Source organism: Rheinheimera soli, from assembly GCF_031457405.1.
GTDB lineage: Bacteria > Pseudomonadota > Gammaproteobacteria > Enterobacterales > Alteromonadaceae > Pararheinheimera > Pararheinheimera soli_A.
In genome coordinates, this window is sequence record NZ_JAVDWR010000001.1 from 1,012,883 (window position 1) to 1,030,474 (window position 17,592).

16 protein-coding genes and 1 tRNA gene are annotated in these 17,592 nt (G+C 45.9%); 9 read left to right on the plus strand and 8 right to left on the minus strand.

Annotation, left to right across the window (positions count from 1 at the left end; genetic code table 11):
• Window positions 1–30: 30 nt before the first annotated feature.
• Window positions 31–993 (minus strand): LysR family transcriptional regulator, encoded by a 963-nt coding sequence (locus tag J2W69_RS04570; protein WP_310274981.1) that lies wholly within the window; start codon window positions 991–993, stop codon window positions 31–33.
• A gap of 96 nt (window positions 994–1,089) precedes the next feature.
• Here J2W69_RS04570 and J2W69_RS04575 point away from each other — a divergent pair, with 96 nt between their 5' ends.
• From J2W69_RS04575 to J2W69_RS04600, 6 genes are all read left to right on the plus strand, one after another.
• On the plus strand, window positions 1,090–2,025 hold the full coding sequence (locus tag J2W69_RS04575; protein ID WP_310274983.1) for a sodium-dependent bicarbonate transport family permease: 936 nt from the start codon (window positions 1,090–1,092) through the stop codon (window positions 2,023–2,025).
• Between the two features lie 90 nt (window positions 2,026–2,115).
• A tRNA-Pro gene (locus J2W69_RS04580) sits at window positions 2,116–2,192 on the plus strand.
• A 530-nt stretch (window positions 2,193–2,722) separates the two neighbouring features.
• On the plus strand, window positions 2,723–3,226 hold the full coding sequence (locus J2W69_RS04585; RefSeq protein WP_310274985.1) for a cytochrome b: 504 nt from the start codon (window positions 2,723–2,725) through the stop codon (window positions 3,224–3,226).
• A gap of 286 nt (window positions 3,227–3,512) precedes the next feature.
• Window positions 3,513–3,863 carry a hypothetical protein gene (locus J2W69_RS04590; RefSeq protein WP_310274987.1) on the plus strand — a complete coding sequence of 117 codons (351 nt, stop codon included), beginning with the start codon at window positions 3,513–3,515 and terminating at the stop codon, window positions 3,861–3,863.
• A 2-nt stretch (window positions 3,864–3,865) separates the two neighbouring features.
• A complete protein-coding gene (locus J2W69_RS04595) occupies window positions 3,866–4,357 on the plus strand; it encodes a hypothetical protein (protein WP_310274989.1) in 492 nt (163 codons plus the stop codon).
• On the plus strand, window positions 4,354–4,680 hold the full coding sequence (locus J2W69_RS04600) for a hypothetical protein (protein WP_310274991.1): 327 nt from the start codon (window positions 4,354–4,356) through the stop codon (window positions 4,678–4,680). The genes J2W69_RS04595 and J2W69_RS04600 overlap by 4 nt, the downstream gene beginning before the upstream one ends.
• Before the next feature lie 45 nt (window positions 4,681–4,725).
• Here J2W69_RS04600 and J2W69_RS04605 read toward each other — a convergent pair whose 3' ends face one another.
• The gene (locus tag J2W69_RS04605; protein ID WP_310274993.1) at window positions 4,726–5,391 is read right to left on the minus strand and encodes a hypothetical protein; all 666 of its coding nucleotides are present in this window, start codon (window positions 5,389–5,391) and stop codon (window positions 4,726–4,728) included.
• A gap of 335 nt (window positions 5,392–5,726) precedes the next feature.
• Between J2W69_RS04605 and J2W69_RS04610 the strand changes: the two genes are divergently transcribed.
• On the plus strand, window positions 5,727–7,568 hold the full coding sequence (locus J2W69_RS04610; protein WP_310274995.1) for an ABC transporter ATP-binding protein: 1,842 nt from the start codon (window positions 5,727–5,729) through the stop codon (window positions 7,566–7,568).
• A 56-nt stretch (window positions 7,569–7,624) separates the two neighbouring features.
• Here J2W69_RS04610 and J2W69_RS04615 read toward each other — a convergent pair whose 3' ends face one another.
• The 6 genes from J2W69_RS04615 to apbC all read right to left on the minus strand — a co-directional run bounded on the left by J2W69_RS04615 (window position 7,625) and on the right by apbC (window position 13,840).
• Window positions 7,625–8,200 (minus strand): glutathione S-transferase family protein, encoded by a 576-nt coding sequence (locus tag J2W69_RS04615; RefSeq protein WP_310274997.1) that lies wholly within the window; start codon window positions 8,198–8,200, stop codon window positions 7,625–7,627.
• Between the two features lie 73 nt (window positions 8,201–8,273).
• Complete coding sequence (gene bla / locus J2W69_RS04620) at window positions 8,274–9,200, minus strand: class A beta-lactamase, subclass A2 (RefSeq protein WP_310274999.1); 927 nt, start codon at window positions 9,198–9,200, stop codon at window positions 8,274–8,276.
• A 77-nt stretch (window positions 9,201–9,277) separates the two neighbouring features.
• Entirely contained in the window at window positions 9,278–10,840 is a 1,563-nt protein-coding gene (locus J2W69_RS04625) for a DUF3300 domain-containing protein (protein WP_310275000.1), read from the minus strand.
• Between the two features lie 203 nt (window positions 10,841–11,043).
• Window positions 11,044–11,931: a DMT family transporter gene (locus J2W69_RS04630; RefSeq protein WP_310275002.1), complete on the minus strand. Its 888-nt coding sequence runs from the start codon at window positions 11,929–11,931 to the stop codon at window positions 11,044–11,046.
• Window positions 11,932–12,155: 224 nt separating this feature from the next.
• The gene (dcd, locus tag J2W69_RS04635) at window positions 12,156–12,746 is read right to left on the minus strand and encodes a dCTP deaminase (RefSeq protein WP_008897353.1); all 591 of its coding nucleotides are present in this window, start codon (window positions 12,744–12,746) and stop codon (window positions 12,156–12,158) included.
• A 2-nt stretch (window positions 12,747–12,748) separates the two neighbouring features.
• Window positions 12,749–13,840: an iron-sulfur cluster carrier protein ApbC gene (gene apbC / locus J2W69_RS04640; protein WP_310275005.1), complete on the minus strand. Its 1,092-nt coding sequence runs from the start codon at window positions 13,838–13,840 to the stop codon at window positions 12,749–12,751.
• A 144-nt stretch (window positions 13,841–13,984) separates the two neighbouring features.
• Between apbC and metG the strand changes: the two genes are divergently transcribed.
• Together metG and J2W69_RS04650 are read left to right on the plus strand one after the other, a co-directional pair.
• A complete protein-coding gene (metG, locus tag J2W69_RS04645; RefSeq protein WP_310275007.1) occupies window positions 13,985–16,048 on the plus strand; it encodes a methionine--tRNA ligase in 2,064 nt (687 codons plus the stop codon).
• 55 nt (window positions 16,049–16,103) lie between these two features.
• Window positions 16,104–17,504, plus strand: a complete 1,401-nt coding sequence (locus J2W69_RS04650) for an MFS transporter (protein WP_310275010.1) — start codon at window positions 16,104–16,106, stop codon at window positions 17,502–17,504.
• Window positions 17,505–17,592: the final 88 nt, after the last annotated feature.

Here is a 17,592-nt window from a genome sequence, read left to right on the forward strand (position 1 = left end):
AGAATGAAGGCAAAGCTTTTACCCGCTGTTTTAGCTGAAATGCTCATCTAGCAAAGCGATATCTTCAACCACCCACTGCGTTTCAATGCAGTCGGTCAGATGTGCTGCCATAAACTGGATCAGACGCCGTGCTGAAGCGCTCAGTCTTTTGTCTTTGCGCGCCACCAGATACCAATGGCTATTCAGCGGAAAACCCCTCACCTTCAACACCTTAAACTGCTCATTGCTTTGGCCTAAAGTATAGGCAGATAACACCGCAAGGCCTAAACCGCTGGCGACACTGAGTCGTATGGCTTCGTTGCTTTCAATCTGCATGGTTTTAGACAACTCAACACCCTGACTGCTCAACCAGGACTCAAATTGCATACGGGTGGCAGAGCCTGGTTCACGCATTAAAAACCGCTCGTTTTTTAGTTCTGCAAAATCAAGCTCACCGCCTTCTTCACAATAACGGGATGCCCAGTGATCCGCAGGCGCTATCAGTTGCAGCGGGTTCTTAATAATACGGCATGCCTGCACCAGCTCACCGCTTGGCGGTTGGCTAAACAGATATAAATCATCATCCTGATGGCCAAATCGGTTCAGAATATGAGCCCTGTTGCCTACGTTTAAGGTCACTTCAATTTTGGGGTTGGTTTTATCAAAAGCACCCAGAATAATGGGCATGACATATTTGGCTGTGGTCACTATGCCTAAACTCAAAGTGCCACTACGCCCGCCTTTGGCCTCCTCCAACAAAGAGGAAAAGTCATCAAAGCGGCTTAATACATCGGATGCCGCCTGAAACAACGCATCCCCAATATAAGTGGTATGCACTTTTCCTTCCCGGTATTCCAGCAAAGGTTGCCCTACTTCATCGGCCAGCTTTTTAAGCTGTAAGGAGACAGTAGGCTGGGTTAAATGCAATAAACGCGCGGCCGCCGACACAGACGCCAGACGCACCACCTGCACATAAACCTGCAGTAATCTGAAACTTAAATGCCGCACATCCATAGATAATCATCAATACCAAACTAGTAAACAATTAATTATACAATATACCCAAAGGCAGGCACAATCGCCAGCCAATAACAGCTACGGAGTTGGGTTATGCCGGATATTGTGATTGCGTTTTTCGCCTTTGGCCTTGTTGCGGGCTTATTAAAGTCAGATTTAAAGGTTCCTCAGTCTATTTACGAAACCTTATCTATTTTGCTGATGCTGGTGCTGGGCCTTAAAGGAGGTATGGCACTGCATGGTCAGGCCCATAGCGGTATGCTGCCTGATCTGTTGGCTGTGGGTGCTTTAGGTTTAATTATTCCGCTTTTGTGTTACCCGCTGTTACGTTACCTGGTGCAACTGAATAATTCCGACTCCGTCAGTATTGCCGCCCATTACGGCTCTGTCAGCGCCGGTACTTTTGCTGTGGTGTTGGCTCTGGCAGAAAAATCCGGCATGCCATTATTACCTGAAACCACTTTATATCTGGTGATGCTGGAATTACCGGCCATTGTCATTATGTTAGGGCTATACGGCGCTTTAAAAGGTCAGGGTAAACAAGCTCAGATCTGGCGCGAAGCCTTAACCAGCCGTGGCGTATTACTGCTCGGTGGTGGCGTATTGATTGGTTATTTGTACGGGCCTGAAGGTTTAGAGCCTATAGCTCCTGCCCTTATTGGTGGTTTTAAAACCATGCTGGCGCTGTTTTTACTGGAAATGGGCCTGTGCACTGCCAAAGTCTGTAACCCGCTACCGCTGCAACATTGGCGCTTAATGTTGTTTGCAGCACTGGCCCCTTTTGCTTTAGGAGCTTTAGGTTTAGCTTTTGGCTTACTACTGGATTTACCTCAGGGCACTTTGTTGGTTCTGACCACTTTAGCCGCCAGTGCTTCTTATATAGCAGCACCAGCCGCAGTGCGGGCCAGTATACCTGACGCCAATATAGGTCTGGCGATGATGGCGTCCTTAGGCATCACTTTCCCTGTCAATGTACTTTTGGCTATCCCTGTGTACCAGCATTGGGTGGAATTGGCGGTTGGAAATTAACCTAAGGTGCTGTAAAGCGAACAAAAAAAACGCAGTCACACCAAGGGGCATTGCATTTATGGGTTAAAGCAGTACTATAAGGCCCAACGTCGGTACGTAGCGCAGCTTGGTAGCGCACTTCGCTGGGGGTGAAGGGGTCGGAGGTTCAAATCCTCTCGTACCGACCATTAAATTCCCCTTTCATTCGATGAGTTATATGTGTTTTTAAACTCTGTATCGTTCATTGAATATCTCCACTGCTTTGAAATGTTGTTGATTGACTTTCGATAGTGACATTTGACTTTCCCTAAACGCTTGGGCCATGAGGCCTTGCTCTATGTAGAATTGTAACTTTGTTCTGTGTGAGCAACTTTTTCAAATGACACTCCAAAGTCTCTGCATAGTTTTTCACTTTCTGAAGTAATTTCTCAAACGTTGTTGAATTCAAAAACAAAAAAACTTAAATTGTGACGCAAGTAACACCGTCAAAGCATTGCTGTTGGGTTGTAAATAGCGATGCATAACGAGTGGCATATTTTTCCAAAACAAGGATGTGCTTTGAAAATCTTAGCGTTTTTATTAAATATTATGCTTTGGTTATCCCGAAAAATTTGATGATACCCACAACTGACCATTGATCGAGTAATAGATTAAAGCGTTGCTGGAAAGGTCATGACATAGGCCAAAACCAAAACACAAAAAACACCAGGGACGAACAATGACAAAAGCTTATATCGTAGACAGAGCGCTTCACTGGATATCATCCTTGTTGATCCTGTTTATGCTTTTGAATATGGGGTCTCAGATCCATCTTTTGGATTATCGTGTCAAAGGCCAAATGGAGCACAGGCAAGATGCGATTGAAGTGCATGCCTTGGTTGGAGCTATACTGCTGCTTGTGCTGGTATTCAGAATTGTTTGGGCCACACTATTCAAAGCTCAGATCCCCAGGAATTTAATACAGAATAAGCTCCATAACAGCTTTATCTCAGCCATCCAGTTTCTGCTTTATGCAGTCGTATTTGCATTAGCCGTCTCGGGAGTGATGATGGCAGGCGAAAGTGAACTTTCACTACATTTGTTGGGTGTGGAGCTTTCTTCGCCAGACCATAAAAATATTAAACAATACAGTCAGCTACTTGAAATTCATCTGTTTTTTATTTCAGTATTTTGGTGGCTTATTGGTTTGCATGTTGCTGGAGCTATGTACGCGAAACGGTAAATCAGGCCCAATAGGTTCTGCATTCCTCACGCTAACGAGTACCACAATCACCCCTATTCCAAAACTCCAGACACCTCTCCAGCAAATGGTGGGTAACGTGAATCTATAGGTTGAGGACTATCAGGCGGAGCTGGCTCTGTGATGAAAAGAGCATAAGGTCCGTAGCATTTCAGCTTTCGGCTATATTCGGATCTGAATTCTGTTCAATTGTAAAAAAATATTGGATTTTTAATAAATAGTTCGTGTACATTCGTACTTGATTTAGTGACAACAGTAAGGAACCGTTATGCAAGTCAATTTGAATACCCCAACTGCAGCAGGAACATCAATAGCCTCGCCAGTGGCTCCAGTTGCTCCAGCCAAAACGACAACTGCTACAACCCCTTCTGCAGCAGATACCGTCACCTTGTCCGCAGAAGCGAAAGCTAAACTTGCAGCGGAGCTTGAATTCGGGACTTTAGGTAGTGGTTCAGGTAATGAACCCCCTATCAGAACATTTGGCAGCGGTTCTGGCAACGAGCCTCCTATCAGCACTTTTGGCAGCGGTTCTGGTAACGAGCCTCCTATCAGCACTTTTGGCAGCGGTTCTGGTAATGAACCACCTATAGGCGACAAAGGTAAAGACCAGGTGCAATAACAGTGGGGGATTTTGCATACACTGTAGACAAACTATTCTGGGTAGGCACTTTTTTACTGCTGATTGTCTCTGTATTTTACAAGCTGGATATGTCTTCACGGATTGCCTTAACAGTGTGGGTTGTAGGCAATTTGTTTATGGACCTGATTCAACCTTTTGTGATGGCTGTATCGACCAATCACGTAATACTAGGCTCTTCCTTTTGGTATCTTACATGGGGAACCATTGAGATATTATGTGTGTGGGGTATCTATAAAGTCCACGCTGTGCATGAGATCCCAGCCAGCAAGTTAACCCGCTACATTATGATCTGTTTTTTAGCCTTATGTTCAATGCAGTTGCTCCGTTTTGCAGACAGGATAGTTTTTGAAACCGACTTGCTTTCTGCCATGTATAAATATGGGATAGTTGCCATCAATATCTCTGTAGTACCCATGACCGCACTTTGGTTAGCAAAGGAAATAGCGGCAATCAGAAAAGGAATCGTCTTATGATTGAGATTGTATCGCTGATAACTCTCACTGTATTGCTGGCCTGCGGTATTTTCTTTTACAGGAAGACCTGTCGTAACTTGACCGTCAGTGAAATAGAACAAATAGTTTCGCAGCAAATGGATCAAAGAGCTCATAAGCTTTGTATGCAGGCTTTTTATGTGCAAAGAACCCGTCAAATGGATGAACGCAATAAGCTTGAGGAGCAGTTTCAGGACGACTTGCATCTGTATGTTGAAGACTTTCAGGCTGAAGTGGCTGAAAGCCTGCAACAGAATAAAGTGCGGGATATTCAAAGTTATGGTTTTATAAGGCTGACTAAATAGCCTTCTCTGAACGCTATTTAGTCACTTCTTTGTAATTGCCTGATGTTAGTTGGCCCACTGTTTTTCATACTGATAAAACGCAGGTTTTGCCAGACTTAGGTTTGGCTGATGCTGCTTCTTTATGTAGTGTTGAATATCCTGTTGCAGTTGCAGTACCGCATCCAGCAGTTCTGACAGAGCAAATTCTTCGGTGTGGAAAACAAAAGTTTTACTGCCTGGTTCAAGCCAGCAAAACATGGCTTCATTGTCCATCCAGGTGATCACCTGATTAAAGCTGGTTAAGTGATGAGCGTTGTAACGACGCATCGCCCCCGTATCCCGTACCGAATGGTCCAGTTCAGCGGCATGACGCCATAACATCTCATTACGCAAAGGATGACGAAGATCAGGTAGGTTGATTTCACTACGTAACGTCATGGCTCTGTGGCACAAATCCAGACCTAATTCTCCACAACATTTCGCTGGCCAGAAAATTCTGGATAACTGATAGCTGTGGATCAGGATTAAATGCACCGCATCGTACATGTCTTCGCAGGCACGACGCTGGCAGTCCCAGTCTTCAGACCAATCCTGTAATTGTTTGATGGCTCTGTCCAGTTCCTGACCAGCCTCGACAATCAGTTCACATTGCAATTCCGCTTGCTTTACATGCAACAGTATTTCTTTGGCATCCATTTCAACACTCCTTTGGTACGAGACAACACCTTTCATCAGGTACTCTTTAGGTTGAGTGTAGGAAGCTTATTCGTCTTTGCAAGCCAGTAAAACAAGGGTTAAGTTATAAATTTTCAGATATTTACCCATTACAGGTTCAATTTAAAATATAAGCTGCTGAGTTACTGAGCGATCCATACTTTTGGTTTTTTCATATTTTTTTTGTATATATTTTAGAAACTCAAGGCCCGTGATGAAAACAAAAAAGGAACAGCATTGAATTTGCCTGAATAAAGCCATCGCGGTAAAACAGGCTTTCATCAAATAGTTACATCTGTTGCTTATACTTTCACGTACAATAGCCGCCTTTTTCGTCGCCTCCGAGGATTTTTATGCTGGGCTTTTTTGAACGATTAACCAAACCCTTCCCTGATGACGAACCCACACAACCTCCTACGGGCTTGTTTGCATTTTGCCTGCATTACAGCAAAGGTATGGTGCTGCCTCTGATCCTGATGTCTATAGCGACCGCTTTACTGGCAGCGCTGGAAGTGTCCTTATTTGGTTATATGGGGCAGTTGGTGGACTGGCTGGTGAATAAAAATCCTGAAACCTTCTGGCAGGAAGAAAAAGATACCCTGATCACTATGGCAGTAGTGATGTTGGTGGTTTTGCCTGTTTTAGTGTTTGTACACTCGGCACTTATTCACCAGACCATTTTGGGCAACTACCCTATGTCCATTCGCTGGCTGGCGCACCGCTATTTACTGAAACAAAGCCTGGGTTTTTATCAGAATGAATTTGCCGGCCGTATTGCAACCAAGGTGATGCAAACCGCTTTGGCCGTGCGTGAAACTGCTACCAAGCTTTTAGATGTGATGGTGTATGTGGTGGTGTATTTTGGCGCTATGGTGTATCTGATCGCAGATTCAGATTGGCGTCTGGTCTTGCCTATGCTGGCCTGGTTAGTGCTCTACACTGGCCTGCAATTTTATTTTGTGCCCCGCCTGAAGCAGGTGGCTACAGAACAGGCCGACGCCCGTTCAGAAATGACAGGCCGTATTGTCGACAGCTACACCAATATCAGCACCATTAAACTGTTTTCTCATACCAGCCGCGAGTCAGAGTATGCCCGCGACAGTATGCAGCTGTTTCTGGTGCCTGTTTATAAGCAAATGCGTTTAGCGACCTGGCTGAATGTCAGTGTGCAGTGCCTGAATTACTTGCTGGTGTTTTCTATTGCAGCTCTGGCCATTTGGCTCTGGACTGTAAACGCTGTCACTGTAGGTTCTATTGCGATAGCCGTCAGTCTGGCTTTGCGTTTGAACGGTATGTCACAGTGGATCATGTGGGAAGTCAGTGCCTTGTTTGAAAACATTGGCACTGTGGCTGATGGTATTGCCACATTTTCGCAACCTCAGCAAATAGTCGATACAGCTGATGCCAAGCCTATTCAGGTGGCACAAGGCCAGATTGAATTTAAACAGCTGAACTTTAATTACGGCAAAGTAGCCGGCGAACAGGGTCCTGTGATTGATGGCCTGGAATTATCTATTAAACCTGGCGAAAAAGTTGGTTTGGTTGGCCGTTCCGGTGCCGGAAAATCCACGCTGGTGAACTTGCTGCTGCGTTTTTACGATGTCAACTCAGGCCAGATTTTAATAGATGGCCAGGACATTAAAACCGTATCACAGGAAAGTTTACGCGCTCATATTGCCATGGTCACTCAGGACACTTCTTTATTACATCGCACAGTGCGGGAAAACATTCTGTATGGTCGCCCTGGTGCTACTGAAGCAGAAATGATGGAAGCCGCGCGTTTAGCTGAAGCTGATACTTTTATTCAGGAACTGACCGATCTGAAAGGCAACAGTGGTTATGATGCTCAGGTGGGTGAACGTGGCGTTAAATTGTCTGGCGGTCAACGTCAGCGTATTGCTATAGCCAGGGTGTTACTGAAAAACGCCCCTATTCTTATTCTGGATGAAGCCACTTCAGCGCTGGATTCTGAAGTAGAAGCGGCTATTCAGCAAAGTTTAACCCAGCTTATGATAGGTAAAACTGTAATAGCTATAGCGCACCGTTTATCTACTATTGCAGCGATGGACAGACTGATAGTGCTGGATCAGGGCCGTATAGTTGAACAAGGCAGCCATCAGGAACTGATAGCCCAAGGTGGAATTTACGCTCAGTTATGGGCGCACCAAACCGGCGGTTTTATTGGAGTGGAATAAAAATGGGGTCATATCACATTGTTAACAGTTAACAATGTGATATGACCCCATTTTTATTAGCTTAAGCGTGGATCGGTTTCGGCCACCATAGGCTGCTTTAAGTGTTCACTTCTGAACTGCAGTAACACCGGGAAAGGTTTTAAATCTACTAAATCCCGGAATAATATCCAGTCGACCAGGGTATACAAGCTAATAGCTGTGTAGTCCCACTGTCCAAACTGCCCTGCTTTGATCTGCTGCTCCAGCGCTTCCAGCGTGGCCTGAATACGCTCGTGCTGCAAATTAAAAAACAGTTTGTCTTCATTCACATCAAAACCTGAACGCGTGCAAAGCAACAGCTCAACCAACGAATCTGTACAAGCGTTAATAGTGGTCAGGCTGTTTTCCTGATCCCAGCTTAATGGTTTGAAATTTAACTTTTGCGCTAAATAACGATAGATCACAGCTGAATCGAAAATCACCTGCTCACCGTCAACCAACACCGGCACTTTACGGGCCGGATTATGTTTCACCAGTACAGAACGTCCTTCCGATTCAAAAATATTTAAGGCGACAAACTGATAAGGCTGACCAGCCAGCACTAAACGTAACCGACGCACAAAAGGCGAAGCCACAGAACCTAATAACTGCATAACCTACTCCATTTTCAGATCAGGGCTTTAGTGTACAACCTTAGCAACCGGCTTCGATAGCCCTGATCCAGGCTTAATTTGGACTCACTGCAGAGAGCTTTTTCAGTTCAAACTGATAGGCGGCTTGGGCTACCTGCGCGATAATAGCTTCATTAATTTTGTTTGATTCGGCTGAATCTTTCACAAAAACAGCGACCAGCAAAGCCCGGCCATCGGGCAGCATAATGACCCCCATATCATTGGTTGCTGCTGTTTTTCCAACTCTGACACCTGAAGTACCGGTTTTATGCGCTACTACTGCATCTGCAGGCAACAAGCCTTTTAATCGCGCTGGCCCTGTGGTGGTTTCAACCATCCATTTCCACAATAAGGCCTGAGAGGTTTCAGACAACAGCTTTTTTTGTTGAAACTTTTTTAAGATCCGGGCGGCAGCTTTCATTGATGTCCAGTTCTGATATTGAACCTGATCGTCAGCATGCATTTGTGCTTCATTGGCCACAACTTCAGTTTCTGCGATCCCCAAAGACTGAATATATGCATGCAGAGCCGCAGGCCCACCAATGAGTTCAAACAACAGATCACAGGCCACATTATCGCTGTGCGACACTGAATACTGCAGCAGTTGCTCAATGGTGACGGTAAATTCGTCGCCCTGATAATCTTTCATCATAGGAGCCCAGGTATTTTGTAATACCTCTGCACGTTTTACTGCCACTGACTGGCTCAATTCCAGTTTGCCTTGATCCACCTGATGTAACACCAGCAATGCTAAATGCAGCTTAAATACACTTTGCATCGGAAACTTTTCAAAAGGATTCACCAGCAAAGGCTCCAGATCATCAGGCCCCCACACCGCAACCCCTACTGTGGCCTTTTTGCCTGTCACTATGGTTTCAATTTGCTCTTTTAACAAAGGGGATTGTGCAGAAACAACAAATGAACTCAGCGTCAGGACCAACACAGCTGTGACCTTCAAAACCGGTTTTGCTATTAAGTTCATAGGGCTATCCTTATTATACTTTCTATTGATTATAGAAAAGGCAGCCGCAGCTGCCCTCTTATTCTGACCATGACTAATTATTCAATTTGCCTGCGGCCTTCCGAACTGCGCATCTCCCGAACCTGAGCTCTGGGTTGCTCTGCACGAGGCTGTTCAACACGAGGTGCCTGGTGGCTGCGCTCAACTCTGGGCTGCTCGCTCCGCGGCTGTTCAACACGGGGAGCCTGGTAACTGCGTTCAACTCTGGGTTGCTCGATACGAGGCTGTTCAACCCGGGGTGCCTGGTAGCTGCGCTCAGCTCTGGGCTGCTCCTCGGCACGAGGTGTCTGATAGTTCCTCTCTGCCTTCACTGCAACAGGCTGCGAATGTTGTTCTTTAATCCTTTCCCTTACCACTGCAGAATCTGGTCGTTGTTTAACATCCCCGCTGTAGGGTCTGTCAACCCGGGCCTGCACTTCTTGTCTTTGTGCTCTCTGGTCAGCATTAAAAACCGGGGCGCCAGCTTTATCCCGGGTTAACTCCATACGTCTGCGCTGTTCATGATCCAGTGACTGAGTTCCATTTCTATCCTTTATTACCGACCTGTCTGCCGGGCGTTCAGACGCAAACTTGCGTTCTTTGTCATCAAAGCGCTGAGCTTTTTCACTATTAAACTTGCGATCCGGTGCATAACCTTTATTTTCACGGGTTTGAGCCGCCCATTCACGTTGCTGCTCTCTGTTTTGATAGCTACGGTTGCCGCTGAACTCACGGGTTGGCTGATAGCCTGCATGGTAGCTGACACCGCGTCTGTGATGCGGGTTATGGCGCCAGTGATGTGACTTTTTATGATGCACAATCTGATGACTACGATAGTAATAAGGATCACGCCAATGATGACGATGATCGATCACAACGATTTGCCGGCGCGGCCAGTGAAAACTACTGAAGTAGAATCCCGGAGTAATATGAATACCCACACCCCAGGAAAACCCACGATGCACAGCATAACCTGCAGGCACATGCCAATAGACAGGTGGGTAGCTATGCCACCACCATGGTCCGTAGACAATTTGTGGATCGTAATAAGGCAGGTACACTACTTTTGGTGAAGCAGATTCAATGATGATGGTTTTTTCTTCCCTCACCACTTTAATATGTTGCTGCTTATCCAGATTACCTGAAGCATAGGCTTTGGTACGTAACGTCTGGATGCTGGTCATCACTTGCGCTTCCTGACTTAAAAAAGCATCACCTAAACGTTGAGTCCAGTCAATGTCATCACTCATACGTTGCAGCAATTGTGGGAAAGGTACCAAAGCTTTTACACTTGGATCCCAGTCCATATCTTCCACTTCGTCCAGTGCTTTTTCAGCACTGTAACCAGGGTGTTCTTCCACCCAACGATGGGCTTTAATCACTTCCAGTGGATAGGTTGACGCTATTAACACATGCGACAACACTGTGTCCGGATACAAAGCCACAGGAGCAAGCATAGCGTCCAGCTCAGCCTGGCTAAAACTTTGCACTGTGCTGCCTGCACTGGCGGTTTGTTGTGCTGCAACAGGAGCAACCAACAAGGCTGGGAATAAAGCCACTGAAAGCAAAGGTAAGCATTTCATCAAGGCATGCATAGTACGCTCCTGCCACGTTATAGCCATGGCCACCACAATTCGGATCTACGGATAAAAGTGTCGCGAGATCCGACGCCACACTCTAAAAACTCGTTTTAGCCTGATGCTTTTATCACCAGCTTGCCTGAGGTTATAGCAATAAATGCCTGAACAGCTTCTGAATGAGCTTTGCCTCTTTATATGCAGGCGAAGCATGTAAAACTTAGACCGGACTTGTACTGACTATCAGGTTATGAAGCTTTGACTCTGAAAAGTGCTGAAGGTTTAAAGCCTGTCACCAGAGAGGTGCCGGTGATCACCACAGCCACTCCTACAAAAGTATGCCAGCCTAAGGCTTCATCTAAAAACACATGACCCCAGAATACGCCAAATACCGGAATTAAAAAGGTGACGGTTAAAGCCGGAGTAGCACCTTCATCCTGTACTAAGCGGAAATACAATAAATAAGCCACACCGGTACAAATCACGCCAAGCGCCAGCACAGCAAAAGCCACATTGACGCTGATATCCGCTTGCACAGGAAACAACAGCATTACAGGCGCCAACATTAAAGTGGAGGTCCACATACTGCCATGTGCATTGGTATAAGGTGCGACAGTTTTTGCCAGTCGGGTGTAATGAGTGGCTATGCCATAACAAAAAGCCGCAGCTGCAGCACAAAATACTGCCACTAAAGCACCTGGTTCCAACACTACAGGATCAAAACCTACCAAAATAGCGACACCACTAATACCCAATACCAATCCGAGCAGAATACGTAAATTCAGACCTTGCCTGAAGACCAGAATACCAATCAAAGCGCCCCAGATAGGAGCTGTGGCATTGAGCACAGACAACACAGAAGCAGTTAAGGTTTGAGCGGCATAAGCAAAAAGTAAAAATGGCAATGCCGAGTTAAAAAAGCCCAGAATAAAAAAATGCTTCCAGTTGTTTTTTAGATCCAGTTGATGCTTTTTCAGTAACCAGCCCATTCCTGCTAAAAACACAGCAGCAAATAACACCCTGCCCGTCATCAAAGCCGCAGGTCCTAAAGTTCCGACTGCAATACGCATAAATAAAAACGAGGAACCCCAAATAGCGGCCAAACTGAACAGACGAATAAAACTGGCAGGCTGCATTAAAAACTCCTGTAAATCATGGGCTGCTGAACTTTGAATTGAAAATTTTTTTGATTTTTTACTTAAATATGCAGTTAAAACGCAAAAAGATGAAAAAATCTAAAAAAGCCGGGTTGCGAAGCTATGCAGATATACTGCATAATTACCCCGCTTCATTTTTGCTTTATTGCTTCAGCCCATACCACTTTTGTATGGGCTTTTTCATTTCTGGGCCAGATTAACTACTAACTCTGATCGTCCTGGCTTATTCTGCTGGCCACAGCACCTGTCTGCTGTTGATACTTCGCATCCAGTCTTTTGTTGTAAGGACGGGCAGCTTCGCCTGTCATAGTTTCAAAATTCAGAGCACCAATTTTCATATTGGGTCTAAGCGCCAGCGGTAAACGACCACTGTTATAGAATTCCAGCACTATATTGCCAGACCAGCCCGGATCGATACGGTGCGCAGTCACATGCACCATTAAACCCAAACGTGCCAATGAAGAACGGCCATCTAACCAACCGACTATGTCCGCTGGCAAAGTGACGGATTCCAGCGTAATAGCCAAAGCCAGTTCGCCCGGGTGCAGGAAAAAAGCTTCGTCATCTGTTAATACAATTTCATCACTCATTACTGAATTTAACGCATGATCCACTTCTTCGCGTGGACCACTTAAATCAATAAATGCAGCGGCATAAGCACGGAAAGTGCGGAATTTATGGCCTAAACGAATATCCACACTGACACCGCTGATCATATCTGGTGTTGGCCGTGGCGTAATTTGGATCTTGCCTTCATCTAAATAGGCTTCAATGTCGCGGTCACACAATCTCATGGTTAATCATCCGTAAAAATAATTTCGGGTTGCTTTGCTTGCTGATGCTGGGAGTTCCAATATAAAGCAAAGCTCAGTTGTCGTGCTATAGCCCGGTAAAAACCAGTACCGCTTTCGGCTGGGTTCAGCACAATTGGCGTTCCGGCATCACAAGACTGGCGTATTTGTTTTTGTAAGGGTAGCTGACCCAGTACAGGCACCTGATAGCGTTCTGCTAACTCTAAGCCACCGTTGGTACCAAAAATATCATCGATTTCACCGCAGTGACTGCACTGGTAAAAACTCATGTTTTCTACCAATCCGAGCACCGGAATATTCACGCTGCGAAACATAGCAATGGCTTTTTGTGCATCGGCCAAGGCCACATCCTGCGGCGTAGTGACTATTAAAGCCCCTGTCACCGGCAATTTTTGTGACATGGTCAGCTGAATATCGCCTGTGCCTGGTGGCATATCGACAATTAAATAATCTAAGTCAGGCCACAAGGTTTCGTTTAATAGCTGCAACAACGCCTGACTGGCCATAGGGCCACGCCAGACCGAGGCATTTTCCGGGTCAACCAAAAAGCCTATCGACTGCAGATAAATACCAGCGGCTTCTTTAGGCAATAAATGCTTATCATCAGGTGATTCAGCTTTGGCGTCTTTTAAACCCAACATAGTGGGAATAGAAGGACCATAAATATCGGCGTCCAGCAGCCCTGTTTTTGCACCTTCTAAACCTAAAGCCACAGCAAGATTGACGGCAGTAGTGCTTTTACCTACCCCACCTTTGCCCGATGCCACCAAAATCACTTGCTTGATGTTGCGATACGCTGGCTCTGCGGTGTTTTGATGCTGAAGTTCCAGCGTAACACCCGGCTGCACCTGCTGCAGCTCAGGTAATAATTCATCAGCCAAAGAAGCCCATGGGAATTTCAGCGTTAAACTCAGGCTATTCTGTTTAGCATTAAAAAGTGCCTGCTGAATTAAACTATCCAGCGGCATAGGAAATTCGCTGCTTTGAAATTCCGCCAAAGTTTTAGCTAAAATTTGCGGCATACCATCACTGGACGGTTGCTGTTCTGCTGATTTTTTAAACCATTTAAACCACATCGTGTCACTCAATCTGCTGTACAGAGTAAAAACTCTGTTTTTTGCTACCGATCCAGCGCTTTGCTGCTTTTGAACTGGTGCGCTTTAACGCGCGCTATTGTATCATTAAGCCACTTTTTTCAGTGATATATCTATGAGTTATCGATGACACAACGCAAAATTCTTATCACCAGTGCTTTACCTTATGCCAATGGCCCCATTCACTTAGGTCATATGCTGGAACATATTCAGACTGACATCTGGTCTCGTTTCCAAAAAGCCCGTGGTCATCAGTGTTATTTTGTTTGTGCCGATGATGCTCATGGCACCCCTATTATGCTCAAGGCTCAACAGCTGGGTATTACCCCTGAGCAGATGATTGCCCAAACCTCACAAGAGCATCAGGCCGACTTCGCGGACTTTTTAATAGGTTTTGATAACTATCACAGCACCCACAGCGAAGAAAACCGCCAGTTTGCCAGCGATATCTATACCAAGCTGGACCAGGGTGGTTATATCAAACGCAAAACCATCAGCCAGTTGTTTGACCCGGAAAAACAAATGTTCCTGCCGGACCGTTTTGTTAAAGGCGACTGCCCTAAATGTGGTGCTTTGGATCAAAACGGCGACAGCTGTGATTCCTGTGGCGCAACCTACAGCCCGGTGGAACTTAAAAACCCACGTTCAGTGGTTTCAGGTGCCACTCCGGTATTAAAAGACAGCGAACACTATTTCTTCGACTTGCCTGCTTTTGAGCAAATGCTAAAAGACTGGACCCGCAGTGGTTCATTGCAGGACGAAATGGCGAATAAACTGCAGGAATGGTTTACTGAAGGCCTGCAACAATGGGATATCAGCCGAGACGCGCCTTATTTTGGTTTTGAAATTCCAGGCGCTCCAGGCAAGTTTTTTTATGTCTGGCTGGATGCTCCTATCGGTTATTTAGCCAGCTTTAAAAACTACTGTGATAAAACAGGCGTGAACTTTGACCAGTTCTGGCAAAAAGACTCAGAGGCTGAGATTTACCACTTTATCGGTAAAGACATTATCTATTTCCACAGCCTGTTCTGGCCGGCTATGTTAGAGGGTGCAGGTTACCGTAAACCGACCTCTGTTTATGCTCATGGCTTTGTCACAGTCAACGGTGCAAAAATGTCTAAGTCTAAGGGGACTTTTATCAAAGCCCGCACTTATCTTGAGCATTTAAACCCGGAGTATCTGCGTTATTACTTTGCATCCAAGCTCACCAGCAATATCACCGACCTGGATTTAAATCTGGAAGACTTTGCGCAAAAAGTGAATGCAGATTTAGTAGGTAAAGTGGTGAATATCGCCAGTCGCTGCGCCAGCTTTATCAGCAAAAAATTCGATGGCAAGTTAACAGCCGAGATTGCAGAACCCGCTTTATTGGCCGAGTTCACAGTTGCTGGCGAAACCATTGCCGACAGTTTTGAAAAACGTGAATTTGCCCGTGCTATCCGTGAAATTATGGCGCTGGCTGATAAAGCCAACCAGTATATAGACGCCAAAGCGCCCTGGGTGCTGGCAAAAAATGAAGCGACCTTAACCGAAGCGCATTTGGTCTGTTCCATGGGCATTAACCTGTTCCGCGTTTTAATGCATTACTTAAAACCAGTACTGCCAGCTATGGCGAAAGAAGTGGAACTGTTTTTAAATGACGAATTAAGCTGGTCGACTTATCAGACCGCATTAACTAATCACAGCATCAATGTGTTTAAGCCATTGATGCAACGTGTAGATATGACAAAGGTAGAAGCTATGGTCGAAAGCTCGAAAGAAAACCTGCAGCAAACAGCTGCGGCTCCGGTCGCTAAGGCTGTTGTGGCAGAATGCAAAGCAGCTGCTGTTGCTCCGGCAGATGGCGCTATCGAACCTATAGGCGAAACCATTAATATTGACGACTTTGCCAAGCTGGATTTACGTGTTGCCCGCATTATCAACGCTGAACATGTGGAAGGCGCTGACAAACTGGTGAAACTGCAACTGGATTTAGGCAACGAGCAACGTCAGGTGTTTGCAGGTATTAAATCGGCTTACCAGCCAGAGCAGTTAATAGGCCGTCTGACAGTCATGGTTGCCAACCTGGCGCCACGTAAAATGCGTTTTGGTCTGTCTGAAGGCATGGTGATGGCCGCTGGCCCTGGTGGCAGTGATATTTTCCTGTTAACTCCAGATGATGGCGCAACACCAGGTATGCGCGTTAAGTAGAAAATACGGGCGGGTCAGATGTAAATCGCCCGCCTTTTTTGTGACAAGGAAAAGCATGTCTAACATTCTGCGTTCGTTTTCTTCGTTGTATTTTGCCACTTTATTGATGGTACTCGCCTCTGGGGTACTGACCACTTATTTAGGCTTACGCCTTGCCGCAGACTCGGCTGCCCAAATCTGGATAGGCGGCATGATGTCGGCTTACTATCTGGGTTTGGTCGCAGGTTCTAAAATTGGTCACCGTTTAATAGCCCGTGTTGGTCATATCCGTGCTTTTGTTGCCAGCGCCGGTATTACCACAGCAAGCGCGCTTGGCCATGCCCTGATAGACGATTTAGCTATTTGGCTGGTGCTGCGCCTGATGGTCGGCATGGGCATGATGTGCATGTATATGGTGCTGGAAAGCTGGCTGAACGAGCAAGCCGACAGCAAAAACCGCGGCACAGTCTTTGCCAGTTATATGATTGTCTCTTATTTAGGTTTAGTGCTGGGCCAACTGGCCATTAGCTTAAACCCGGAACTGACACTAAAACCTTTGCTGATAGTGGCTATGTGTTTTGCGCTTTGTATTGTGCCTTTGGCCTTAACACGCCGTATTCACCCTGCCCCTTTACAGCCAGCGCCGCTGAAAATAAAACTATTCTGGCAAAAAGTACCGCAGTCGCTCACCACTATTGCGATGGCTGGCGTTATTGTTGGCTCCTTTTATGGTTTGGCTCCGGCTTATATAGCCCATAGCGGTGCCAGTACAGAACAAGTGGCAGCTTATATGGCCACTACTGTGGTTGCAGGTTTAGTGGCGCAGTGGCCTATGGGCCGGTTGTCAGACAAAATCAAACGCAGCCGTTTAATCCGCACTAATACAGTGTTGTTAGGCATAGTTGTGCTTTGTATTGCCATATTGCCGTTAAGCGGTATTTTGCAGCTTATCTTCACTTTTGCCTTTGGTATTCTGGCCTTTACCTTGTACCCACTGGCAACAGCTTTGGCCAATCAGAATGTGGAGCAGGAACATAGGGTCGCTTTGTCCGCCACTATCTTGCTGACCTTTGGTATGGGCGCTTGTATAGGGCCTTTAATAGCGTCCAGCTTTATGCAACTGGTGGGTAACAGCATGTTGTATGGTTTTATGGCACTTTGTACCCTGCTGCTGTTTTTACGTTTAACTCATGTCAATTATCAGCAGAAACAACAGAATAAAGAAGTGCCACAAGATTATGTCATGGCGTCCGGTGACTTAATGTCCTCTCCTTTAGCTGCAGCCTTAGATCCCCGGGTTGACGAGCAAATGGTGCAGGAACAGATGGTACAACCTCATCTGCATGAAGCCGACTTACCAACTGCGGATCAGGAATTGAGCAGTATGGAGAGTGAAAGTGAAGTTGTTGCAGACACTGAAACTGTTGAAGTGGAAGCAGTAGCCGAAGCTGAGCCAGATAAAAACAAACCGGCATAAGTAGTCTTGCTTTACCTAAAGTAAACCCAAAGTAATTGGAGTTGCAGTTAGGCGACAAGTGCTTGAGACCCCAGGAGCATAGTTTACC

Excerpts from the sequence above, each read along its gene's own strand:
- J2W69_RS04625 (WP_310275000.1), bottom strand. The coding sequence starts at position 10,840 with ATGGCTATAACGTGGCAGGAGCGTACTATGCATGCCTTGATGAAATGC.
- apbC (WP_310275005.1), bottom strand. The coding sequence starts at position 13,840 with ATGTGGTTTAAATGGTTTAAAAAATCAGCAGAACAGCAACCGTCCAGT.
- J2W69_RS04575 (WP_310274983.1), top strand. The coding sequence starts at position 1,090 with ATGCCGGATATTGTGATTGCGTTTTTCGCCTTTGGCCTTGTTGCGGGC.
- J2W69_RS04650 (WP_310275010.1), top strand. The coding sequence starts at position 16,104 with ATGTCTAACATTCTGCGTTCGTTTTCTTCGTTGTATTTTGCCACTTTA.
- J2W69_RS04585 (WP_310274985.1), top strand. The coding sequence starts at position 2,723 with ATGACAAAAGCTTATATCGTAGACAGAGCGCTTCACTGGATATCATCC.
- bla (WP_310274999.1), bottom strand. The coding sequence starts at position 9,200 with ATGAACTTAATAGCAAAACCGGTTTTGAAGGTCACAGCTGTGTTGGTC.
- J2W69_RS04630 (WP_310275002.1), bottom strand. The coding sequence starts at position 11,931 with ATGCAGCCTGCCAGTTTTATTCGTCTGTTCAGTTTGGCCGCTATTTGG.
- J2W69_RS04600 (WP_310274991.1), top strand. The coding sequence starts at position 4,354 with ATGATTGAGATTGTATCGCTGATAACTCTCACTGTATTGCTGGCCTGC.
- J2W69_RS04570 (WP_310274981.1), bottom strand. The coding sequence starts at position 993 with ATGGATGTGCGGCATTTAAGTTTCAGATTACTGCAGGTTTATGTGCAG.
- dcd (WP_008897353.1), bottom strand. The coding sequence starts at position 12,746 with ATGAGATTGTGTGACCGCGACATTGAAGCCTATTTAGATGAAGGCAAG.
- J2W69_RS04605 (WP_310274993.1), bottom strand. The coding sequence starts at position 5,391 with ATGAAAGGTGTTGTCTCGTACCAAAGGAGTGTTGAAATGGATGCCAAA.
- J2W69_RS04615 (WP_310274997.1), bottom strand. The coding sequence starts at position 8,200 with ATGCAGTTATTAGGTTCTGTGGCTTCGCCTTTTGTGCGTCGGTTACGT.
- metG (WP_310275007.1), top strand. The coding sequence starts at position 13,985 with ATGACACAACGCAAAATTCTTATCACCAGTGCTTTACCTTATGCCAAT.
- J2W69_RS04590 (WP_310274987.1), top strand. The coding sequence starts at position 3,513 with ATGCAAGTCAATTTGAATACCCCAACTGCAGCAGGAACATCAATAGCC.
- J2W69_RS04610 (WP_310274995.1), top strand. The coding sequence starts at position 5,727 with ATGCTGGGCTTTTTTGAACGATTAACCAAACCCTTCCCTGATGACGAA.